An 18661-nucleotide genomic window follows, 5' to 3' on the forward strand; every position below is an offset into this window, starting at 1 on the left:
CTCCCGGGCGACGGCGCCCGGCCGGTCACGGCGGGTGGCCGGGCGGTGGCGCCCGGTGCCGCGCGTGTGCGATTCGGCGATTCGGGTAACCGGATCGGATGAACGGGACGGACAGCCTGTGCGGTCGACGGCCGGGCGGTCATGTCACCGTCGGGAGTCTTCCGGCAGCCGACAGTTGTCGCGCAATTGTCCGAGCGGCGGTTAATTGCCGTGACTAATGCGACAATTCGGAACAGCGGCCCGGATATTAGTGGCCGTTGAAACGGTTACGCGTTGTAGGAGGTGGGAGGCGGATGACGGGCTCCGACCGTGATCTACCTGCTGTCCCGCAGATATTCGAGCACTCTCACCAGGGCATTCGTGACGCTGCGCGGTCCGACCGCTACGCGAAAGATGTTGCGCAGCGTCACCGCCGGAGGTCTAGGCTGTCTGCTGTTCTACCCGATGATCCATCCATCTCTAGTGATCGAGAATTCGACGTGACGAGTGCGTTGACGCTGCCTTCCGGCGGCCCGCTGGCGTCGTCCCGGCCCGAGGCGCCGACCGGTTCCCAGCCCCTGCCCTTCGAGCTCGACCATCTCCTCGCGCTGCGCGTGCCCGGCCTGATCGCGACCCGCCGGCACCTCCACTCCCACCCGGAACTGTCCGGCGAGGAGTTCGAGACCGCCGCCCTGGTGCACCGCGAGCTGTCCCTCGCCGGGCTGAAGCCGCGCCTGCTGCCGAAGGGCAACGGCGTCATCTGCGACATCGACGGACGCCCGGACGGCCCGGTGATCGCGCTGCGCGCCGACATCGACGCGCTCCCGCTGGACGACCCGAAGGACGTGCCATACCGCTCGACGGTGGAGGGCGTCTGCCACGCCTGCGGCCACGACGTGCACACGTCGGTGATGCTCGGCGTCGGCATGCTGCTGGCCCAGCTCGCCGACATCGGCCAGCTCGACGGCCGGGTACGGCTGATCTTCCAGCCGGCCGAGGAGATCCTGCCCTGCGGCTCGCTGGAGGTCATCGAGGCCGGCGGTCTGGAGGACGTGGTGCAGATCTTCGCGCTGCACTGCGACCCGAACCTGCCGGTGGGCAAGGTCGGCCTGCGGGTCGGCCCGATCACCGCCGCCGCCGACAACGTCACCGTCCGGCTCACCGGGCCGGGCGGACACACCGCCCGCCCGCACCTGACAGTCGACCTGGTGGACGCGCTCGGCCGGCTGGTGACCGAGGTCCCGACCCTGATCAGCCGCCGGGTGCCGGCCAACAGCGGGCTGCTGCTGGTGTTCGGCCACGCCTCGGCCGGCACCCGTTACAACGTCATCCCCTCCGAGGCGTGCGCGGCCGGCACGCTGCGGGTGATGGACCGCGACACCTGGGACGAGGCGCCCAAGATCGTGGCTCAGGTGGTGCGGGACGTGCTCGCGCCCACCGGCGCCACTGTCGATCTGGAATACCTGCGCGGCCGGCCGCCGGTGACGAACGACGCCGGCGCGATCGGCGTGCTCACCGCCGCCACCGCCGCCGCGCTCGGCCCCGACGGCATCGCCGAGACGCCGCAGAGCATGGGCGGCGAGGACTTCTCCTGGTACCTGGAGCACGTCCCCGGCGCGCTCGCCCGCCTCGGCGTGGGCCGCAGCGGGCCCAATGTGGACCTGCACCGGGCCTCGTTCGACGTGGACGAGCGCGCCATCGAGGCGGGCGTACGCCTCATGGTCCAGACCGCGCTGCGGGCACTGGCGGCGGCGCGCTGACCGGAGCGTCGGCCGGACCGGCCGGGCCCGGCGGCATCGGGCCCAGGCCCGGCTGCGGCATCGCGCCCGGGCCGGGCGGCGGCGTCCGCCGGGCCCGCCGGCGCCGCCACAGGAGCAGCAACCACAGCGGTACGCCGATCACCACCGCGAAGGGCAGCACCGCCCCGAGCACGGTCAGCGCGATGCGGGCCGAGGCCCGGAACGCCGTCCACCCGCCGTCCAGCCCGCTGCGGAAGCCCAGATCCGCCTCCTCCTCGGCGGTGCTGGCGTCCTGCCCGAGCAACGTCACGGTGATGGTGGAGAGCGCGGTCAGGTCCGCCAGCCGGCGCTTGCGCGCCTCCAGCGCGGCCAGGTCCGCCTGACGGCTGCCCACCTCGTTCTCCAGCCGGACCAGCTCGTCCACCGAACTCGCCTGGGCGAGCAGCTTGCGGGCGCTCTCCACCCGCGCCCGCTGGGTGGCGATCCGGGCGTCCAGGTCGACCACCTGCTCGGTGACGTCCTCGGTGCGGATCTCCCGGCGCTCCTGGCGGCCGAGGCCGGCGAGCTGGTCGATCACACCGGCGAACTTGTCCGCCGGCACCCGCAGGGTCAGCACCGCCCGGGCCTCGGCGGAGCGGCTCGACCGCCGGTCGCCGCCGACGAACCCACCGGCCGCTGTCACCGCGGTGACCGCCTCCCGCGACGCGGCCTCCACATCGTCCACCCGGATCTGCATCGTCCCGGTGTAGATGATGGACCGCTGGTCGACCCGCAGGTCCGCGCCGCCGGTGCCGCCGGGAGCCGCCTGGTCGCGATCCGCGCCGCCCGCGGCGGGCTGCTCGCGCGCCGCGCCTCCGTCCATGGCCGGCGCGGCCGCGTCGCCGCCGCTGTCCTCGTCCGCGCCGCAGGCGCCCACGGCGAGCGCCGCGACCATGCCCACCGCCACCAGGGCAAGGCCCCGGAACCGTCGTCCACCCATTCCCCGTACTCCGATCGTCGGCGGCCCCGCCCACCGGGACCGATACCTCGGACGTGGCGCGTGGTCGCGCCGGTTCCGGCAGACTGCGCTGAGGACATCACGATTCGGTATGCGAGGAGTCACGATGCACGTCACCAAGTACTCGCACTCCTGTCTCCGGCTGGAGCACGACGGGGCGGTGCTGGTCGTCGACCCGGGTGGCTTCAGCGAGCCGGAGGCGCTGGACGGGGCGGACGCGGTGCTCGTCACCCACGAACACCCGGACCATGTGGACGTCACCGCGCTCACCCGGGCGCTGGAGCGGCGGCCGGTGCCGGTGCACGGCCCGGCCTCGCTCGCCGGGGTGCTCGGCGACGCCGCCGAGGCGCTCGTCACCGTCTCGCCGGGGCAGTCGCTCACCGTCGCCGGAGTGCCGGTGCGGACGTACGGCGGGCAGCACGCGGTCATCCACCCGGACATCCCGGTGATCCCGAACATCGGCTACCTGTTCGCCGACGTCCTCTACCACCCGGGCGACGCGCTGTTCGTCCCGGACGACGTGCAGGTGGACACGCTGTTCGCCCCGATCCACGCGCCCTGGTCGAAGTTCTCCGAGGTGGTCGACTTCATCCGCGCGGTCGCCCCGCGCCGGGCGTACGCGCTGCACGACGCGCTGCTCAACGGCAACGGCCTCGGCGTGCTGGACCGGCAGTACACCGCGTTGTCCAAGACCGACTACCGCCGTCTGGAGCCGGGCACCCGGATCGACGTCTGAGCATGGCCGAGGTGCCCGCGGAGGTGATCCGGCAGCTCTACGCCACGCCGCCGGACCGGTTCGTCGCGGCCCGGGACGCCGCCGTCGCGCAGGCGCGGCAGTCCGGCGACCCGCGTACCGCCCGCGAGATCGCCAAGCTGCGCCGGCCCACGGTAGCGGCCTGGCTGGTCAACCTGCTCGCCATCCGCCGGCCCGAGCTGGTCGCCGACCTGAGCCAGCTGGCCGAGTCGCTACGCGCCGCGCAGCGCGACCTGCGCGGCGGCACGCTGCGGGAACTGTCCGCGCAGCGGCGCGCCGTCGTGGGCGCGCTGGTGGCGGAGGTACGCCGTCTCGCCGCCACCGAACCCGCCGCGCCACCGGCCGGGCGGCTGCCGCTGGGCGAGGTCGAGGCGACACTCAACGCCGCGCTGTCGGACACCGAGGTGGCCGAACAGGTGCGCGCCGGACGCCTGCTGCGGGCCAGCCACTACGCCGGGTTCGGCGAGGTGCCCCGCCCCCAGCTGCGGCTCGTGACAGGGGGCGAGGAGGCGCCTGTCGTACCGGATCGGGCGGCCGAGCGGGCCGACGCGCGCCGGGCCCGCGACGAGCGGGCGGCGCGGGCCGAACGGGCCGGGCGGCGGCGGACCGCGACCCGGGAGCTGACCCGGGCCCGGACGGACCTGGACCGGGCCGAGAAGGAGCTGGCGGCGGCCGATGCGGCCGAGCGGGACGGCGCCGCGACGCTGGACCGGATCGAGACCGAACTGGCCGAGCTGGAGCGTCGCCGGGCCGTGGCCGAGCAGGAGCTGAGCCGGGCCCGGCTGGCCCGGCGGGGCGCAGAACGGGCGGTCACCGCGGCCCGGCGCCGGGCCGGTGAGGTGGAGGCCGTGTTGGAGGCGCTCGACGCCGAAGAGGGGGATGCCGACACCGGTGACGACCGGGCAGACTGAGCGTGATGAATGGCTACGGTGGAGTGACGGGCGGCCGATGACTCCGGAACAGCTCGCCGCCGCCTGCAAACCGCTGGTGCTCGAACTCGGGGAGGCGTTCGCGCGCTGCCCGTCCACGCTGCGCCGGGCGCGGCTGCTGGGCATCTCCGGGTGGGCCTTCTACATCACCGGACGGGCCGGTGCGCTCGGTGACGTCCGCGCCGAGACCGTCGCCGCGGCGCTGGGCTTCATCGCCCCCGAGGCGGTCACCGACGGCTGGGACGCCGCCGCACGCACCGTCCCGCCGCTGGAGGTGGCCGCCGCCAACCTGGCCGAGTGCTGCCGGTGGGGCACCGCCCGGCTCGGTGACGGCGCCGAGTCGTCCCGGCTCGCCGCGCTGCTGGGCCGGGCGGTCGAGGCGGCGGACGGCAGCGGCATGCCGCTGTTCGCCGCCTGGCGGGCCATGCCGGTGCCCGACCCGTCGCCGGGCGCCCGGGCGGCGGTCGGCATGCTGCTGCTGCGCGAGCACTTCGCCGGGGCGTACCTGCTGGCGGTACGCGCGGCCGGTCTGACCCCGCTGGAGGCGGTGCTGGCCGGGCCGGAGGGCGAGGCGGGCGCGGCGGCGTGCGGCTGGGCGCCCCCGTACCCGCCGGTCGGGCCGCTGGTGCGACGCCGACTGTGGGCCGAGGCGGTGACCGACCGGCTGGCGTCGGCGGCGTTCCGCGCGCTCAGCACCGCCGAGGGGGCGGAGCTGCTGGGTCTGCTCGGCGCCGCGCGGAAGCGCGCCCGGCGCGGATAAATGGGAGGCGGCCCCGCCGGTCCGGCTGCCAGGATCTGGCCCGTGACGCTCCCCGCCGGCTGGTCGGCCCGCCGCCCGACCCTCGACGACGTGCCCGCGATCCTGGCTGTGGTGCACGCCTCCGACACGTTCGCCGTGGGCTACCCCGACTTCGACGCCGAGGATGTGCGGTCCGCGCTGATCGCGCCGTTCGTCGACCCGGCGCGGGACTCCTGGCTGGTCACCGACCCGGACGGTACGGCGGTGGCCTGGTCGATCCTGGCCAACCCCAGCGGTGTCGGCCGGGAATGGGTGGACGTCCTGGTCGACCCCGACCGTGGCGCCGACCTGCGTGCGCCGCTGCTGGCGCGGCTGCTGGAGCGGGTCGCCGAACGTGCCGCCGAGCGCGGCCTGCCCGCGCTGACCGCCCGCGCCGGCGTGTACGCGCCGGAGACCCGCTGGGCCGGTGAGCTGGCCGAGGCCGGGTTCACCCGGATCAAGCGCTACATCCGGATGAGCCGCTCGCTGGCCGACCTGCCCGCCGAGCCGGCGCCCCCGCCCGGGGTGACGGTGCGGCCGCTGCGCGCCGACGACGAGAGCGACCTGCGGCTGTTCCACCGGATCTACGACACCGCGTTCCGGGACACGCCCGACCACGACCCGCTCGACTTCGAGCAGTGGCGGGACCTGCTGCCCTCGTACGGGAAGGTCTGGGACGAGTGGTTCCTGGCCGAGGTCGACGGCGAGCCGGCCGGCGCGCTCCAGTCCTCCGACCAGGCGCTCGACCAGGACCGGGGGTGGGTGCGGACGCTGTCGGTGCTGCCCGCGTACCGGCGGCGCGGGGTGGGTGCGGCGCTGCTGCGCCGGGCCTTCGCGGTCTACGCGGCGAAGGGCCGCGAAGGGGCCGGGCTCGGCGTCGACCTGGCCAACCCGACCGCACCGGTCACGCTCTACCGCTCCGTCGGGCTGGTGGAGGAGCGCTGGGTCGACATGTACGAGCGGAGCGTGCCCGCCTCGCGGGTGTGACCCGGCACCCCTCGTACCGGGGTCGCCGAGCGCGGGTGCGGCCGCACGGCGCACACTGTGGGTGTGGGAGACGCGCTACGCGGACGCGGTGCCGGTGGGGCGGGACCGCAGCTCGGTGACGTAGTCGTCCGGCGCGCCCGCCTTCTCCGCGGCGTTCGCCAGCTCCGACAGGTACCACGCGGTGGGCAGACCGCCCTCGTAACCGTCGAACACGTAGACCCACGCGGTCACGTCGCCGTCGAGCGTCGAGACGCGCACGGTCAGCCTGCGGTACGTCTCGGCGGTCACGCCCTCGATCTCGTCGAGCTGCGCGGCGTCGTACGGGTGGATGTCGTAGAGCGCCACGAAGACCCGGTCACCCGGGGACTCGACAACGGTGCTGACCGAGCCCTCCCATCCGATGACGTCCTCGCCGGCGAAGGTGAGCCGCCACCCCTCCAGCCAGCCGGTACCCACCATCGGCGAATGCGGGCAGTAGGCGCGCATGCGGGCCGGGTCCAGGTTTGAGCCGTAAGCAGCGTAGAGACGCACGGCGACGACGATAGCCCGGCTGGCGGGTGGGGGAGAATACGACAGTGCGTGTCGAACCCGACGGGGAGAAGAAAGTCACTGTGAGCACAGACGAGGGGCTAATGCTGTGAGCCAGATCGTGATCATCGGCGGCGGGCCGGCCGGGTACGAGGCGGCCCTGGTCGCCGCGCAGTTGGACGCCGAGGTCACAGTGGTCGAGGCGGAGGGGGCCGGCGGCGCCTGCGTGCTCTCCGACTGCGTGCCCTCCAAGACGTTCATCGCCAGCTCGGAGGTGGTCACCGGCTACCGGGACACCGAGGAGTTCGGCGTGCACTCCGACGGCCTGGAGGCGGTCACCGTCGACGCCCGGGCGGTGCACGAGCGGGTCAAGCGGCTCGCGCTGGCCCAGTCCGCCGACATCCACACCAAGCTGGTCAAGGCCGGCGTCGAGTTCGTGGCCGGCACCGCCCGGCTGGGCGAGGACACGCTCGGCCACACCCACCGCGTGATCGTCACCCCGGCCGGCGGCGGCGAGGAGTACTCCATCGCCGCGTCGACGGTGCTCGTCGCGACCGGCGCGACCCCGCGCCAGTTGCCCACCGCCGTACCGGACGGCGAGCGCATCCTGACCTGGCGTCAGGTGTACGACCTGCCCGACCTGCCCGAGCACCTGATCGTGGTCGGCTCCGGCGTGACCGGCGCCGAGTTCGCCAGCGCGTACCTGGCCATGGGCGTCAAGGTCACGCTGGTCTCCAGCCGGGACCGGGTCATGCCGCACGAGGACGCCGACGCCGCGATGGCGATCGAGCGGGTGTTCCGCAACCGGGGCATGAGCATCCTGAACAACTCCCGCGCCGAGGCGGTCCGCCGCGTCGGCGACGGGGTGGAGGTGGTGCTCTCCGACGGCCGCCAGGTCACCGGCTCGCACGCGCTGATCGCCGTCGGCTCGATCCCGAACACCGCCGATCTGGGCCTGGCCGAGTACGGCGTGGAGCTGGCCCGGGGCGGTTACGTGACTGTCGACCGGGTGTCCCGTACCAACGTGCCGGGCATCTACGCGGCCGGCGACTGCACCGGCGTGCTGCCGCTCGCGAGCGTCGCCGCCATGCAGGGCCGGATCGCCATGTGGCACGCGCTGGGCGAGGCGGTCCGGCCGCTGCGGCTGCGTACCGTCGCGGCGAACGTCTTCACCGACCCGGAGCTGGCCACGGTCGGCGTCTCCCAGGACGAGGTGGACGCCGGCAAGACCCCGGCCCGCCAGGTGATGCTGCCGCTGTCCGGCAACGCGCGGGCGAAGATGGACGACCTGGCCGACGGCTTCGTCAAGCTGTTCTGCCGGCCCGCGAGCGGCCAGGTGATCGGCGGCGTGGTGGTGGCGCCGAAGGCCAGCGAGCTGATCCTGCCGATCACGATGGCGGTGGAGAACAACCTCACCGTCAACGAGCTGGCCCACACCATCACCATCTACCCGAGCCTGTCCGGCTCCATCACCGAGGCCGCCCGCCAGCTCATGCTCCACGAGCTGGAGTAGCCCTCTTCTTTCGTCGATCATGGAGTTGCGGCCCCCGATCCGACCGGTATGCCCGGTCTGTGCGGGGTCACAACTGCATGATCGACGACTTTGGTCAGGGTGAGGTGCAGGGCCAGGGTGGTGATGACTGCCGTCTCCGTGAGGATGAGCGCGCGCTCGATCAGGCCCAGCAGGGCCCGGTCGCCGGGGTAGGCGGACCAGATCATCGCGCCCGCCAGCAGCAGGCTGGCCACGGTCAGGCCGCGCAGCCAGGCCGCGGCTCCCGCGACCGGGTTGCGGGCCAGCAGCCAGGCGGCCACGGGCAGGGCCAGGAACGACAGCACCGAGGCGTACCGGTGCACGTACGCGGCGGTGTCCATCGGCGTACCCGGCTCGTTAGTGGGCACCACCGCCGCGGCCAGCAACCCGGCCGACCAGGCGGTGAGCAGCGCGAGCGGCACCCGGCCCGCACCGGACCGCCGCAGCGCCGGCAGCAGCACCACGCTGGCCGCCGTGAGCACCGCCATCGCGGTGTCGATGACGCCGCCCCGATCGGAGACGGCGAAGTCGCTGACGGTCAGCGACCAGGGATCCAGATCGTCGCTCACCCCGACGTGACCCATCACCGCGAGCACCGCCGCCAGGACGATCCCGCCGAGGGCCAACAGGCCGCTGCTCCGCGTTCCAGGCATACGGCCAGCCTGTCGCCGGAACCGCCCCAGACGGATCCGGGACCACCACCCACTTCGCTACCCGGGTCGTCCCCTACCGGACCCCCGAGAACGGCGTCAGGTCCCGTCGGGTGAAGGCGCATCGTCTGCCGGGTCTCCCGTCGACTGCGCGCCATTGATCGAGGCCAGCATCTGTTCTCTGAGCTGCCCGCGCCGGGTCACGCGCTCGGCGTCATCCCATGAGGGATCGATTCGCCGAGCCCTGGCCTTGACGTCGTGCCACGCCGCCGTGTCGCTCATGGCCTGTTCTTCCTTCACGTCGATCAGGTGCTCGGGGGTCAGCTGCCGGTCGAGTCGGCGGTGGCCTCGGCGCGGGTCTGCCGGGCGCTGCTGATCCAGGTCATCGCCCACCCGGCCAGCGCGAACCCGGCCGCCGCCACCCCACCGATCAGCAGCAGCCGCCACGCCGAGTGGGTCAGCGCCGTACCGCCCAGATGGCCGACGAGCGCGCCGTAACTGGACCAGGCGAGCGCCGCCGCCGCCTCGTAGGGCAGGAAGAGGCGGTACGGGTAGCGGCTGCGGCCGGCCGAGAAGCAGGCCGCCATCCGGCCGCCGGGCACGAACCGGCAGAGCAGGATCACCAGCGGCCCCGGCTCGCGCAGCCCGCGGGTGACCCGGGTGACGGCCCGGCGTGCCCGTCCGCGTGGCGTGGCCCGTGCCGGCCGGCGGGTCGGCGTGGTGCGGCCGATCAGGTAGCAGGTCAGGTCGCCGATGAAGACGCCGGCCGCGCCGACAGCGATGGTGACCGGCAGGCTGAGCCCGCCGTAGACGGTCAGCGCCCCACTCGTGATCATGACGAGCTGGGTCGGCACCACCGGGACGAAGGCGTCGGCGATCAGCAGGGTCAGCAGCAGCGCGTACGCCCACATGGGCGACGCGACGTCAGAGATGAGCTCGGCCACGACCGCCACCTCGCCGGAGTTCTCCGTTCGACCGGATCGAGGGTGACGCCGTGTCCGGCGTCACCACCACCGGCCCCACCTGGCGGTGACCAGCGACACCGACGGGCCGTAGGTGTGGAACGAGCCGACCCGGCCGGAAGTGACGGATGGGCGGGGCCGCGGAGCGGGGCGGCGGATCGACGGATCGCGGCGTACCGTTGGCGGGACGCGGCACCGGAGCCGTCGGGTCCCCCGTTCCCGATGTCCGGGCCGCCGCGGGTCGCCGGCAGGTCCCGTGTCGGCGACCCGCACCCTCTCTCCGAAATCCAGGTGCGCCGGTGCCGTCCGCGCGTCTACGGTCGGGGCATGCGCAGCGCGGTAGTGACCACGACGCCGGGTGTTCCCGGCGCGCCGCACTGACGTTTCCGTCGACGAGGCCCCGGGGCGATCCGCTCCGGGGCCTCGCGGCGTTCCGGGCCTGCTCGCCTCCGGGTCGTACCCGATCAAGGAGAGCGACATGATCGACCACCGCAGGCTCGGCCGGGACCTGGAGCTGTTCGTCTCCGACCCGCTCGCGGGCGCCGGGCTGCCGATCTGGCTGCCGGACGGCGCCGCCGCCCGGCACGCCGTCGAGGAGTACGTGCGGGAGCTGGAGCGGCAGGCCGGCTACCGGCACGTCTACTCGCCGCCGCTGGGCAAACGGGAGCTGTTCGAGCTGTCCGGGCACCTCGGCTACTTCGCCGACGACATGTTCCCGCCGATGCGGCTGAGCGCCGACGACGAGTTCGTGCTGCGTCCGGCGCTGTGCCCGCATCACGCGCTGGTGTTCCGCGCCCGGGGCCGCTCCTACCGGGAGCTGCCGCTGCGGATCGCCGAGCTGGGCGGCATGTACCGGGCGGAGCGTTCCGGGGTGCTCGGCGGGCTGTCCCGGGTGCGCGCCATCTCGCTCAACGACGCGCACACCTTCTGCGCGCTGGACCAGGTCGGTGACGAGGTCCGCGAGGTCCTGCGGCTGATCGGCGAGGCGCACGCCGCGCTCGGCGTCCGCCCCGCCGGGTTGCGGCTGTCGTTGCGCGGGCCGGGCCAGCGGTACGTGGGCGACGACGCGAGCTGGGCGCGGGCCGAGGACCTGCTGCGCGCGGCGCTCGACGGGGTGGACGTCGTCGAGGCGCCGGGCGAGGCCGCGTTCTACGGCCCGAAGATCGACATTCAGATCGTGGACGCGGCCGGCCGGGAGTCGACCATCTCCACCGTCCAGCTCGACTTCGACAAGCCGGAGCGGTTCGACCTGTCGTACACCGACTCGGACGGCCGCCGGAAACGGCCGGTGATGGTGCACCGCAGCCTCGTCGGCAGCATGGAGCGGCTGTTCGCGTACCTGATCGAGGTGCACGAGGGCGCGTTCCCGGCCTGGTACGCCCCGGTGCAGTTGCTGCTGCTCCCGCTCGACGCGGCGCAGGCCGACGCGGCCGCCGGGCTGGCCCACCGGGCCGAGGCGGCCGGGCTGCGGGCCGAGGTGGACCATGCCGGCTCGCTCGGCGCCCGCATCCGCGACGCGGCCCGCAGGCGCATCCCGTACACCGGGGTGGTCGGCCCCCGGGAGGCGGCCGACGGGTCGGTCTCGCTGCGTCTGCGCGACGGCCGGGTGCTCGACCCGATGCCCGCCGCGCAGGCGCTGGGCCTGATCGGCGCGGTGGTCGCGAGCCGGTCGGCGGCGCTGCTCCCGGTCTGACCCCGGCCCGTCCGGGTGCCGGTGAGGCACCCGGACGGGGACCGGTGTCGGACCTGTGGCCGGGTCCACGTCAGTTCCCGACCGGCGTGCCGGCGCCGGCACGCATTCCGTTCGGCGGGCCGGCCGGTGCCGGCGCCGGAACCTCGTCGGTGATCACCGCGCCGGTGAACTGCGCCCGGTAGAGCCGGGCGTACGCGCCACCGGCGGCGACGAGCTGCTCGTGGGTGCCCTGCTCCACGATCCGGCCCTGCTCCATCATCAGGATCAGGTCGGCGTCGCGGATGGTGGAGAGCCGGTGCGCGATGACGAAGCTGGTCCGGTCCGAGCGCAGCGCCGCCATGGCGCGCTGGAGCAGCACTTCGGTGCGGGTGTCCACCGAGCTTGTCGCCTCGTCCAGGATCAGCAGTGACGGCTCGGCCAGGAACGCGCGGGCGATGGTGATGAGCTGCTTCTCGCCGGCGCTGACGTTGCTGCCCTCCTCGTCGATCACGGTGTCGTAGCCGTCCGGCAGGCTGCGGACGAACCGGTCCACGAACGTGGCCCGCGCGGCGGCGAGGATCTCCTCCTCGGTGGCGTCCGGGCGGCCGTAGGCGATGTTGTCCCGGATGGTGCCGCCGAACAGCCAGGTGTCCTGCAGGACCATGCCGATCCGGCCGCGCAGGTCGTCGCGGCGCATCGTGGAGATGTCCACCCCGTCCAGCGTGATCCGGCCGGCGTCCAGCTCGTAGAACCGCATGACCAGGTTGACCAGCGTGGTCTTGCCCGCGCCGGTGGGACCGACGATGGCGACCGTGTGGCCCGGCTCGGCGACCAGGGACAGGTCGTCGATGAGCGGCTTCTCCGGGTCGTACCGGAAGGAGACGTGCTCGAACTCGACCCGCCCGTGCGGGTCGGCGATCCGGGCCGGCTCGGCCGGGTCGGGGCTCTGCTCGTCGGCGTCGAGCACCGCGAAGACCCGCTCGGCCGAGGCCACGCCGGACTGCAGCAGGTTGGCCATCGAGGCGACCTGGGTGAGTGGCTGGGTGAACTGCCGCGAGTACTGGATGAACGCCTGCACGTCACCGAGGCTCATCGAGCCCGACGCCACCCGCAGCCCGCCGACCACCGCGATCGCGACGTAGCTGAGGTTCCCGATGAAGAACATCGCCGGCATGATGATGCCGGAGACGAACTGCGCGCCGAAGCTGGCCCGGAACAACTCCTCGTTCTTGGCGTGGAAGGCGGCCTCGACCTCCTTCTGCCGGCCGAAGACCTTGACCAGCTCGTGCCCGGTGTACGCCTCCTCGATCTGGCCGTTCAGCTCGCCGGTGTGCTTCCACTGCGCGATGAACTTGCCCTGGGACCGCTTCGCGATCTGGCCGGTGACCACCACCGACAGCGGCACCGCGACCAGCGCGACCAGCGCCAGCAACGGCGAGATCCAGAACATCATCCCGAGTACGCCGACGACTGTGAGCAGCGACGTGAGCAACTGGCTCAGCGTCTGCTGCAGCGTCTGCGACACGTTGTCGATGTCGTTCGTGACCCGGCTCAGCAGCTCACCCCGGGGCTGCTTGTCGAAGTACGGCAGCGGCAGCCGGTTGAGCTTGTCCTCCACGTCGGCGCGCAGCTTGAGCACGGTGCGCTGCACCACCCCGTTGAGCACCCAGCCCTGCGCCCACTGCAGGATGCTCGCGCCGATGTAGAGCACCACCGCGAACGCCAGCACCCGGCCCAGCGCGTCGAAGTCGATGCCGGCGCCGGGGATGACGTCCATCCGGGCCAGCATGTCGGCGAAGTTGCCGTTGCCCTCGGCGCGGGCCGCCTCCGCCGCCGCCTCGGTGGTGGTGCCGGGCGGGAGCTGCCGCCCGATCACCCCGCTGAAGATGATGTCGGTGGCGTGGCCGAGCACCTTCGGTCCGACGACGCTGAGCCCGACGCTGCCCAGGGCCAGCGCGAGCACGCCGGTGAGCTGGAGCCGGTACGGCCGCAGCCGCCCCAGCAGGCGGCGCGCCGACGGCCCGAAGTTCATCGCCTTCTCGGCCGGCATGCCCATGTTCATGTGCGGCGGTCCACCGGCGGGCCGGCGTCCGGCCGGAGGCAGCCGCTTCGGTTCGTTCTTCTGCTGCGGAACCGGCGCGCTCACGCGGCCACCTCCGCCGTCTGCTGCGACGCCACGATCTCGGCGTACGTGGGGCAGCTCTCCAGCAGTTCCTCATGTCGTCCCATCCCGACGACACCCCCGTCCTCGAGCACGATGATCTGGTCGGCGTCGACGATCGTGGAGACCCGCTGGGCCACGATTACCACCGCCGCGTCCGCGGTGACCGGCTTGAGGGCGGCCCGCAGCCGGGCGTCCGTGCCGAGGTCGAGCGCGGAGAAGGAGTCGTCGAAGAGATAGATCTCCGGTTTGCGTACGAGCGCACGGGCGATCGCCAGCCGTTGCCGCTGGCCACCGGAGACGTTCGTGCCGCCCTGCGCGATCGGCGCGTCCAGTCCGCCCGCCATCTCGGCGACGAAGTCACGCGCCTGGGCGATCTCCAGCGCGGCCCACAGGTCCGCGTCGGTGGCGTCCGGGTTGCCGTACCGCAGGTTGCTGGCGACGGTGCCGCTGAACAGGTACGGCCGCTGGGGTACCAGCCCGATCCGCCGCCACAGCTCATCCGGGGCGAGTTCCCGGACGTCCACGCCGTCGACCAGGACGGCGCCGGCGGTCGGGTCGACCAGCCGGGGGATCAGGGTCAGCAGCGTCGTCTTGCCGGCGCCGGTGGAGCCGATGATCGCTGTGGTCCGGCCCGGTTCGGCCCGGAACGAGATGTCGTGCAGCACCGGCGCGCTCGCGCCCGGGTACTGGAATCCGGCGCCGCGCAGTTCCAGCTCGCCGTGGCCGGTGACCTCGGTGACCGGGTCGGGCGCCGGCACCACCGACGAGTCGGTGTCCAGCACCTCCTCGATGCGTTCGGCGCAGACCGCGGCCCGGGGCACCATCATCAGCATGAAGGTGGCCATCATGACCGCCATCAGGATCTGCATCAGGTACTGCAGGAACGCGGTCAGCGCGCCGACCTGGATCTGGCCGGAGTCGACGCGCGCCGCGCCGAACCAGAGCACCGCGACGCTGGAGACGTTCAGGACCAGCATCACGATCGGGAAGATCAGCGCCTGGAGCCGTCCGATCCGCAGCGCGGTGGCGGTCAGGTCGGTGTTCGCCGCCCGGAACCGGTCGGTCTCGTACGGCTCCCGGACGAAGGCCCGGACCACCCGGATGCCGGTGATCTGCTCGCGCATCACCCGGTTGACGGTGTCGATCCGGGTCTGCATGAGCCGGAAGCCCGGCACCATCCGGCGGATGATCAGGCCCAGCGCGACGGCGAGCACCGGTACGCAGACCAGCATCAGCCAGGAGAGCCCGACGTCCTCGCGCAGCGCCATCACCACGCCGCCGACGCTCATGATCGGCGCGGCGACCAGCATGGTGCAGCTCAGCAGCACCAGCATCTGCACCTGCTGGACGTCGTTGGTGTTGCGGGTGATCAGGGACGGCGCGCCGAACCGGGCCACCTCGCGGGCGGAGAAGCTGTTCACCCGCCGGAAGATGGCGCCCCGCACGTCGCGGCCGAAGCCCATCGCGGTCTTCGCCCCGAAGTAGACGGCGGCGATCGAGCAGGCGATCTGGAGCAGGCTGACCAGCAGCATCCAGCCGCCCGTACGCAGGATCTGGTCGGTGTCGCCGACGGCGACGCCGCGGTCGATGATGTCGGCGTTGAGGCTGGGCAGGTAGAGCGAGGCGATGGTGCCGACGAACTGGAACGCCACCACGGCGACCAGCCATCGTCGGTACGGGCGTAGATGTGTGCGGAGCAGGCGGATCAACACGGATGGCTCCCCGTTGGCGGCTCGGTGTCGGACTCGCTGTCCCGGTTCAACCGACGGAGGTCTCCGTCGGACATGCCGGTGATGATTTCGATCAGGAACTCGCGGATGACCGCCCGCTTGTCCGGGTCGGCGTCGACGGACGTCAGTGGCCGGTCGCTGTGGATCATGTCGATGATGGTGCGGGCGTGCTCGCCGCCCTTGTCGGTGAGGGCGAGCCGGACGGTGCGGCGGTCCTCGGGCGCGCGGCGCCTGGTGACGAAGCCGTCGCGTTCGAGGGTGTCCACGATGCCGGTGAGCGTGGCGGGCCGGACGAAGCACAGCTCGGCCATTTCCCGGTGGCTCACGTCGCCGGATCGGAGGAGGATCATCAGGACCCGCATGCCGGCGGACGTGAGCCCGTGGTGTTCGGCGAGGTAACGCCCCCAGTGCTGCTCGACGACGTGGCCGGCGATGGAGACCAGCCGGCCGAGTGGCGCGTGGTGCAGGGCGTCGGGGAAGCGGACGAGCGGGCCCATGTTCACGAGCGTCAGATTAGCTCCCGAACCATCAGGGCCCAAACTATTTCTGAGAATCTCCTCAGCCGCGGTCGGCGCGGGCGCGCGGAGGCTCGTCCGGGGCGGTGGCGACGTACTCGCGCATCACCTCGGTGACCTCGCGCAGGAACGCCGTGGTGGCCTCGGCCTGCTCGGGGGTGAGCCGGGAGACCGCCCGGTCGACGCCGACGAGCATCGGGCGCAGCGCCTCCAGCACCTCACCCACGCCGCTCTCGGTCACCTGGAGGCTGAGCCGACGCCGGTCGTGCGGGTGCGGGGCCCGGGCGACGTGACCGGCCTGCACCAGCCGGTCCACGAGCGTGGTCGCCGAGGCGGACCGGATGCCGAGCCGGTTGCCCAGTTCGACCGGGCCCAGTGGCTCCGGGCTGGAGATCAGGTGATGGATCGCGGCGGCGTCGGTCGAGTTGAGGCCCAGGCGGCGGGCCAGCGCGGCCCGGGTGTCACCGGCGATCCGCAGCACCTCGCGCAGCGCCCGGGAGGTCTCGCTGCTCGGCGGCGGACCCGGTGCGGGCTCCCCGGTTGACGGCACCCCCTCCATGGGATAAAGCTAGCACTTCGGGTAGCTAGAAAATCTAGCTAAAGGGAGGGCGCCATGCGCGGCGACGGGCGCGGACGCTGGTTCGGGCTGCTGGCCATCAGCCTCGGCGTAGCGATGATCATCGTGGACGCCACCATCGTGAACGTCGCGGTGCCGCAGATCATCCGGGACCTCGACATCACCTCCACCGACGCGCAGTGGGTGCAGGAGGCGTACACCCTGGTCTTCGCCGCGTTGCTGCTGGTCGCCGGCCGCTTCGCCGACCGGTCCGGACGGCGGCGGATGTTCCTCGTCGGCGTCACAGTGTTCGTGGTCGCCAGCGTCCTCGCCGCGCTCGCCGGCTCCGGCGAGACGCTCATCGCCGCCCGGGTGCTCCAGGGCGTCGGCGGGGCGATGATGCTGCCCACCTCGCTCTCCCTGCTCAACGCCAACTTCACCGGCCGGGAGAAGGGCATCGCGTTCGCCGTCTGGGGCTCCACCATCGGTGGCGCGGCAGCGCTCGGGCCGCTGCTCGGCGGCTGGCTCACCACCACGTACTCCTGGCGGTGGGCCTTCGGCATCAACGTCCCGGTCAGCCTCGCCGTGATCGTGGCGACGCTCGTGCTGGTGGCCGAGTCCCGCGACGACCGGGCCGAACGCGGCCTGGACCTCACCGGCGCGCTGCTCTCCGTGATCGGCATGACCGGCGTGGTCTTCGCGCTGATCGAGGGCCGCACCTACGGCTGGTGGGAGCGGGAACGGCCGTTCAGCCTCTTCGGGCTGGAGTGGACCGCGTCGATCTCACCGGTGCCGGTGGCCGCGCTCCTCGGGCTCGCCGCGCTCGGGCTCTTCCTGACCCAGCAGGTACGCCGCAACCGGGCCGGCCGTCCGGCGCTGCTCGACCTGTCGCTGTTCGGCATCGGCTCGTTCCGCAACGGCATCCTGGCCGCCGCGATCGTCAGCCTGGGCGAGTTCGGCCTGCTGTTCGCGCTGCCACTGTGGTTCCAGAACGTGCTCGGCTACAGCGCCTTCCGGACCGGCCTGGCGCTGCTGCCGCTCGCCGTCGGCAGCTTCCTGGCCAGCGGCATCGGTGCGCCGCTGACCCAGCGCTGGGGCGCGGCCCGGGTGGTCCAGCTCGGTGTCGCCGCCGAACTGGTCGGCGTGGCCGGGCTCGGATTCGTGGTCGCGCCGGACACCAGCTGGTGGGCGCCGGTGGGCTTCCTGTTCGTCTACGGCGTCGGCGTCGGCCTGGCCACCGCCCAGCTCACCGGCGTCTCGCTGTCCGAGGTGCCGGTACGCCGCAGCGGCCAGGGCTCGGGCCTGCAGAGCACCGCCCGGCAGGTCGGCTCCGCGCTCGGCATCGCGGTGCTCGGCACCGTGCTCTTCGCCGGCCTCGGCGGGCTGCTCGGCGACCGCCTGGCCGACCAGCCCGGCCTCGACCCGGCCCAGCGGGACCAGGTGGTCAGCGCGGTCAAGGAGAGCGCCGGCGCGGCGATCGGCGGGCTGGAGGCGGACCCGCGTACCGCGCCGATCGCCGAGGAGGCGAAGGCGGCGTTCTCCGACGCCACCCGGTACGCGGCGTTCGCGGGCGCCGGCTTCCTGCTGATCGGTCTGGTCGCCTGCCTGCGCCTGCCGACAGTTCGCCACGGGGAGACCGGGGAGTCCCAGCCCGCCGAAGCGGAGCCGTCCCGGGCCTGAGCCGGGTTCCGCCGGTCGGCGTGGGCGGGCGGGGTCGCCGGGCCCGCGGCGGGTCATCCGCCGAGGGTCACCGTCAGCGCCGCGGCCACGAAGACGACCTGGAGCACGGTACGGACGCCGAGCGGCGTCACCGGGCGCCCGGCGAGCGTGAGGCGTCGCCGTGCGGCTGACACGTTGGCCGGGAACATGGCGAGCATCAGCAGTGCCAGCCCGGCCGCCGCCGGGCGCGCGGTGGCCGGGAACAGCAGCGCGAGCGCGCCGGCCAGTTCCAGTACGCCGGTGACGGTGACCAGCAAGGCCGGCCGGGGCAGCGACGGCGGGACCATCGCGATGAGGTCGTCGCGGCGGGACGCGAAGTGGGCCACGCCGGTCAGCACGAACATCAGCGCCAGCCCCACTCGCAGCGCGGGGTGCCACCCGTCCAGGGCGTCCACGCCGAGCAGGCCGGCTATCCGGGCCAGCGCGGTGCCGGCGAGCAGTGCGATCAGGGGTGCCATTGTCGATCCCTCC

18 protein-coding genes are annotated in these 18661 nt (G+C 73.2%); 8 read left to right on the forward strand and 10 right to left on the reverse strand.

The genetic code is table 11. The annotated features are described in order from the left end of the window. The first annotated feature begins 479 nt into the window (after positions 1-479). On the forward strand, positions 480-1739 hold the full coding sequence (locus tag J3R08_RS03735; RefSeq protein WP_043326724.1) for an amidohydrolase: 1260 nt from the start codon (positions 480-482) through the stop codon (positions 1737-1739). Here the strand turns inward: J3R08_RS03735 and J3R08_RS03740 are convergent. Further along, complete coding sequence (locus J3R08_RS03740; RefSeq protein ID WP_209959989.1) at positions 1696-2697, reverse strand: DUF4349 domain-containing protein; 1002 nt, start codon at positions 2695-2697, stop codon at positions 1696-1698. The genes J3R08_RS03735 and J3R08_RS03740 overlap by 44 nt on opposite strands. A 124-nt stretch (positions 2698-2821) precedes the next feature. Between J3R08_RS03740 and J3R08_RS03745 the strand changes: the two genes are divergently transcribed. Genes J3R08_RS03745 through J3R08_RS03760 form a run of 4 tightly spaced genes read left to right on the forward strand, consistent with a single transcriptional unit; the run spans position 2822 to position 6163 of the window. Next, positions 2822-3451 (forward strand): MBL fold metallo-hydrolase, encoded by a 630-nt coding sequence (locus tag J3R08_RS03745; RefSeq protein WP_209959991.1) that lies wholly within the window; start codon positions 2822-2824, stop codon positions 3449-3451. Positions 3452-3453: 2 nt separating this feature from the next. Next, entirely contained in the window at positions 3454-4380 is a 927-nt protein-coding gene (locus tag J3R08_RS03750) for a hypothetical protein (RefSeq protein ID WP_064447636.1), read from the forward strand. A gap of 37 nt (positions 4381-4417) precedes the next feature. Beyond that, positions 4418-5158 carry a hypothetical protein gene (locus tag J3R08_RS03755; RefSeq protein ID WP_064447637.1) on the forward strand — a complete coding sequence of 247 codons (741 nt, stop codon included), beginning with the start codon at positions 4418-4420 and terminating at the stop codon, positions 5156-5158. Positions 5159-5200: 42 nt separating this feature from the next. Then, the gene (locus J3R08_RS03760) at positions 5201-6163 is read left to right on the forward strand and encodes a GNAT family N-acetyltransferase (RefSeq protein ID WP_166455841.1); all 963 of its coding nucleotides are present in this window, start codon (positions 5201-5203) and stop codon (positions 6161-6163) included. A gap of 75 nt (positions 6164-6238) precedes the next feature. On the opposite strand, the gene J3R08_RS03765 is transcribed toward J3R08_RS03760, so the two are convergent. Continuing rightward, positions 6239-6694, reverse strand: coding sequence for a gamma-glutamylcyclotransferase (locus J3R08_RS03765; protein WP_030501227.1), 456 nt, complete (start codon positions 6692-6694; stop codon positions 6239-6241). A 106-nt stretch (positions 6695-6800) separates the two neighbouring features. Between J3R08_RS03765 and J3R08_RS03770 the strand changes: the two genes are divergently transcribed. Continuing rightward, positions 6801-8204, forward strand: coding sequence for an NAD(P)H-quinone dehydrogenase (locus tag J3R08_RS03770; protein WP_043326713.1), 1404 nt, complete (start codon positions 6801-6803; stop codon positions 8202-8204). A gap of 17 nt (positions 8205-8221) precedes the next feature. Here J3R08_RS03770 and J3R08_RS03775 read toward each other — a convergent pair whose 3' ends face one another. The 3 genes from J3R08_RS03775 to J3R08_RS03785 form a co-directional block, all read right to left on the reverse strand. Continuing rightward, complete coding sequence (locus J3R08_RS03775; protein ID WP_209959993.1) at positions 8222-8875, reverse strand: DUF998 domain-containing protein; 654 nt, start codon at positions 8873-8875, stop codon at positions 8222-8224. A 96-nt stretch (positions 8876-8971) separates the two neighbouring features. Then, the gene (locus J3R08_RS03780; protein WP_124778836.1) at positions 8972-9265 is read right to left on the reverse strand and encodes a hypothetical protein; all 294 of its coding nucleotides are present in this window, start codon (positions 9263-9265) and stop codon (positions 8972-8974) included. Then, positions 9193-9816, reverse strand: coding sequence for a DedA family protein (locus tag J3R08_RS03785; protein ID WP_043330647.1), 624 nt, complete (start codon positions 9814-9816; stop codon positions 9193-9195). Before J3R08_RS03785 ends, J3R08_RS03780 begins: the two co-directional genes overlap by 73 nt. Positions 9817-10312: 496 nt before the next feature. Here J3R08_RS03785 and thrS point away from each other — a divergent pair, with 496 nt between their 5' ends. Next, the gene (thrS, locus tag J3R08_RS03790) at positions 10313-11527 is read left to right on the forward strand and encodes a threonine--tRNA ligase (RefSeq protein WP_209959995.1); all 1215 of its coding nucleotides are present in this window, start codon (positions 10313-10315) and stop codon (positions 11525-11527) included. A 70-nt stretch (positions 11528-11597) separates the two neighbouring features. On the opposite strand, the gene J3R08_RS03795 is transcribed toward thrS, so the two are convergent. The 4 genes from J3R08_RS03795 to J3R08_RS03810 form a co-directional block, all read right to left on the reverse strand. Beyond that, positions 11598-13652, reverse strand: a complete 2055-nt coding sequence (locus J3R08_RS03795) for an ABC transporter ATP-binding protein (protein ID WP_043326707.1) — start codon at positions 13650-13652, stop codon at positions 11598-11600. Continuing rightward, positions 13649-15382: an ABC transporter ATP-binding protein gene (locus tag J3R08_RS03800; RefSeq protein ID WP_064447642.1), complete on the reverse strand. Its 1734-nt coding sequence runs from the start codon at positions 15380-15382 to the stop codon at positions 13649-13651. Before J3R08_RS03800 ends, J3R08_RS03795 begins: the two co-directional genes overlap by 4 nt. Continuing rightward, positions 15376-15897 carry a MarR family winged helix-turn-helix transcriptional regulator gene (locus J3R08_RS03805; protein WP_043330646.1) on the reverse strand — a complete coding sequence of 174 codons (522 nt, stop codon included), beginning with the start codon at positions 15895-15897 and terminating at the stop codon, positions 15376-15378. The genes J3R08_RS03800 and J3R08_RS03805 overlap by 7 nt, the downstream gene beginning before the upstream one ends. A 61-nt stretch (positions 15898-15958) precedes the next feature. After that, positions 15959-16474, reverse strand: a complete 516-nt coding sequence (locus tag J3R08_RS03810; RefSeq protein WP_064447643.1) for a MarR family winged helix-turn-helix transcriptional regulator — start codon at positions 16472-16474, stop codon at positions 15959-15961. Positions 16475-16528: 54 nt separating this feature from the next. Between J3R08_RS03810 and J3R08_RS03815 the strand changes: the two genes are divergently transcribed. Next, the gene (locus J3R08_RS03815) at positions 16529-18151 is read left to right on the forward strand and encodes an MFS transporter (protein ID WP_113972047.1); all 1623 of its coding nucleotides are present in this window, start codon (positions 16529-16531) and stop codon (positions 18149-18151) included. Between the two features lie 53 nt (positions 18152-18204). Here J3R08_RS03815 and J3R08_RS03820 read toward each other — a convergent pair whose 3' ends face one another. Beyond that, a complete protein-coding gene (locus tag J3R08_RS03820) occupies positions 18205-18648 on the reverse strand; it encodes a DoxX family membrane protein (RefSeq protein ID WP_069087151.1) in 444 nt (147 codons plus the stop codon). Positions 18649-18661: the final 13 nt, after the last annotated feature.

Origin of the sequence: Micromonospora sp. HB375 (genome assembly GCF_017872985.1) — a bacterium.
Taxonomy (GTDB): Bacteria; Actinomycetota; Actinomycetes; order Mycobacteriales; family Micromonosporaceae; genus Micromonospora; species Micromonospora chalcea.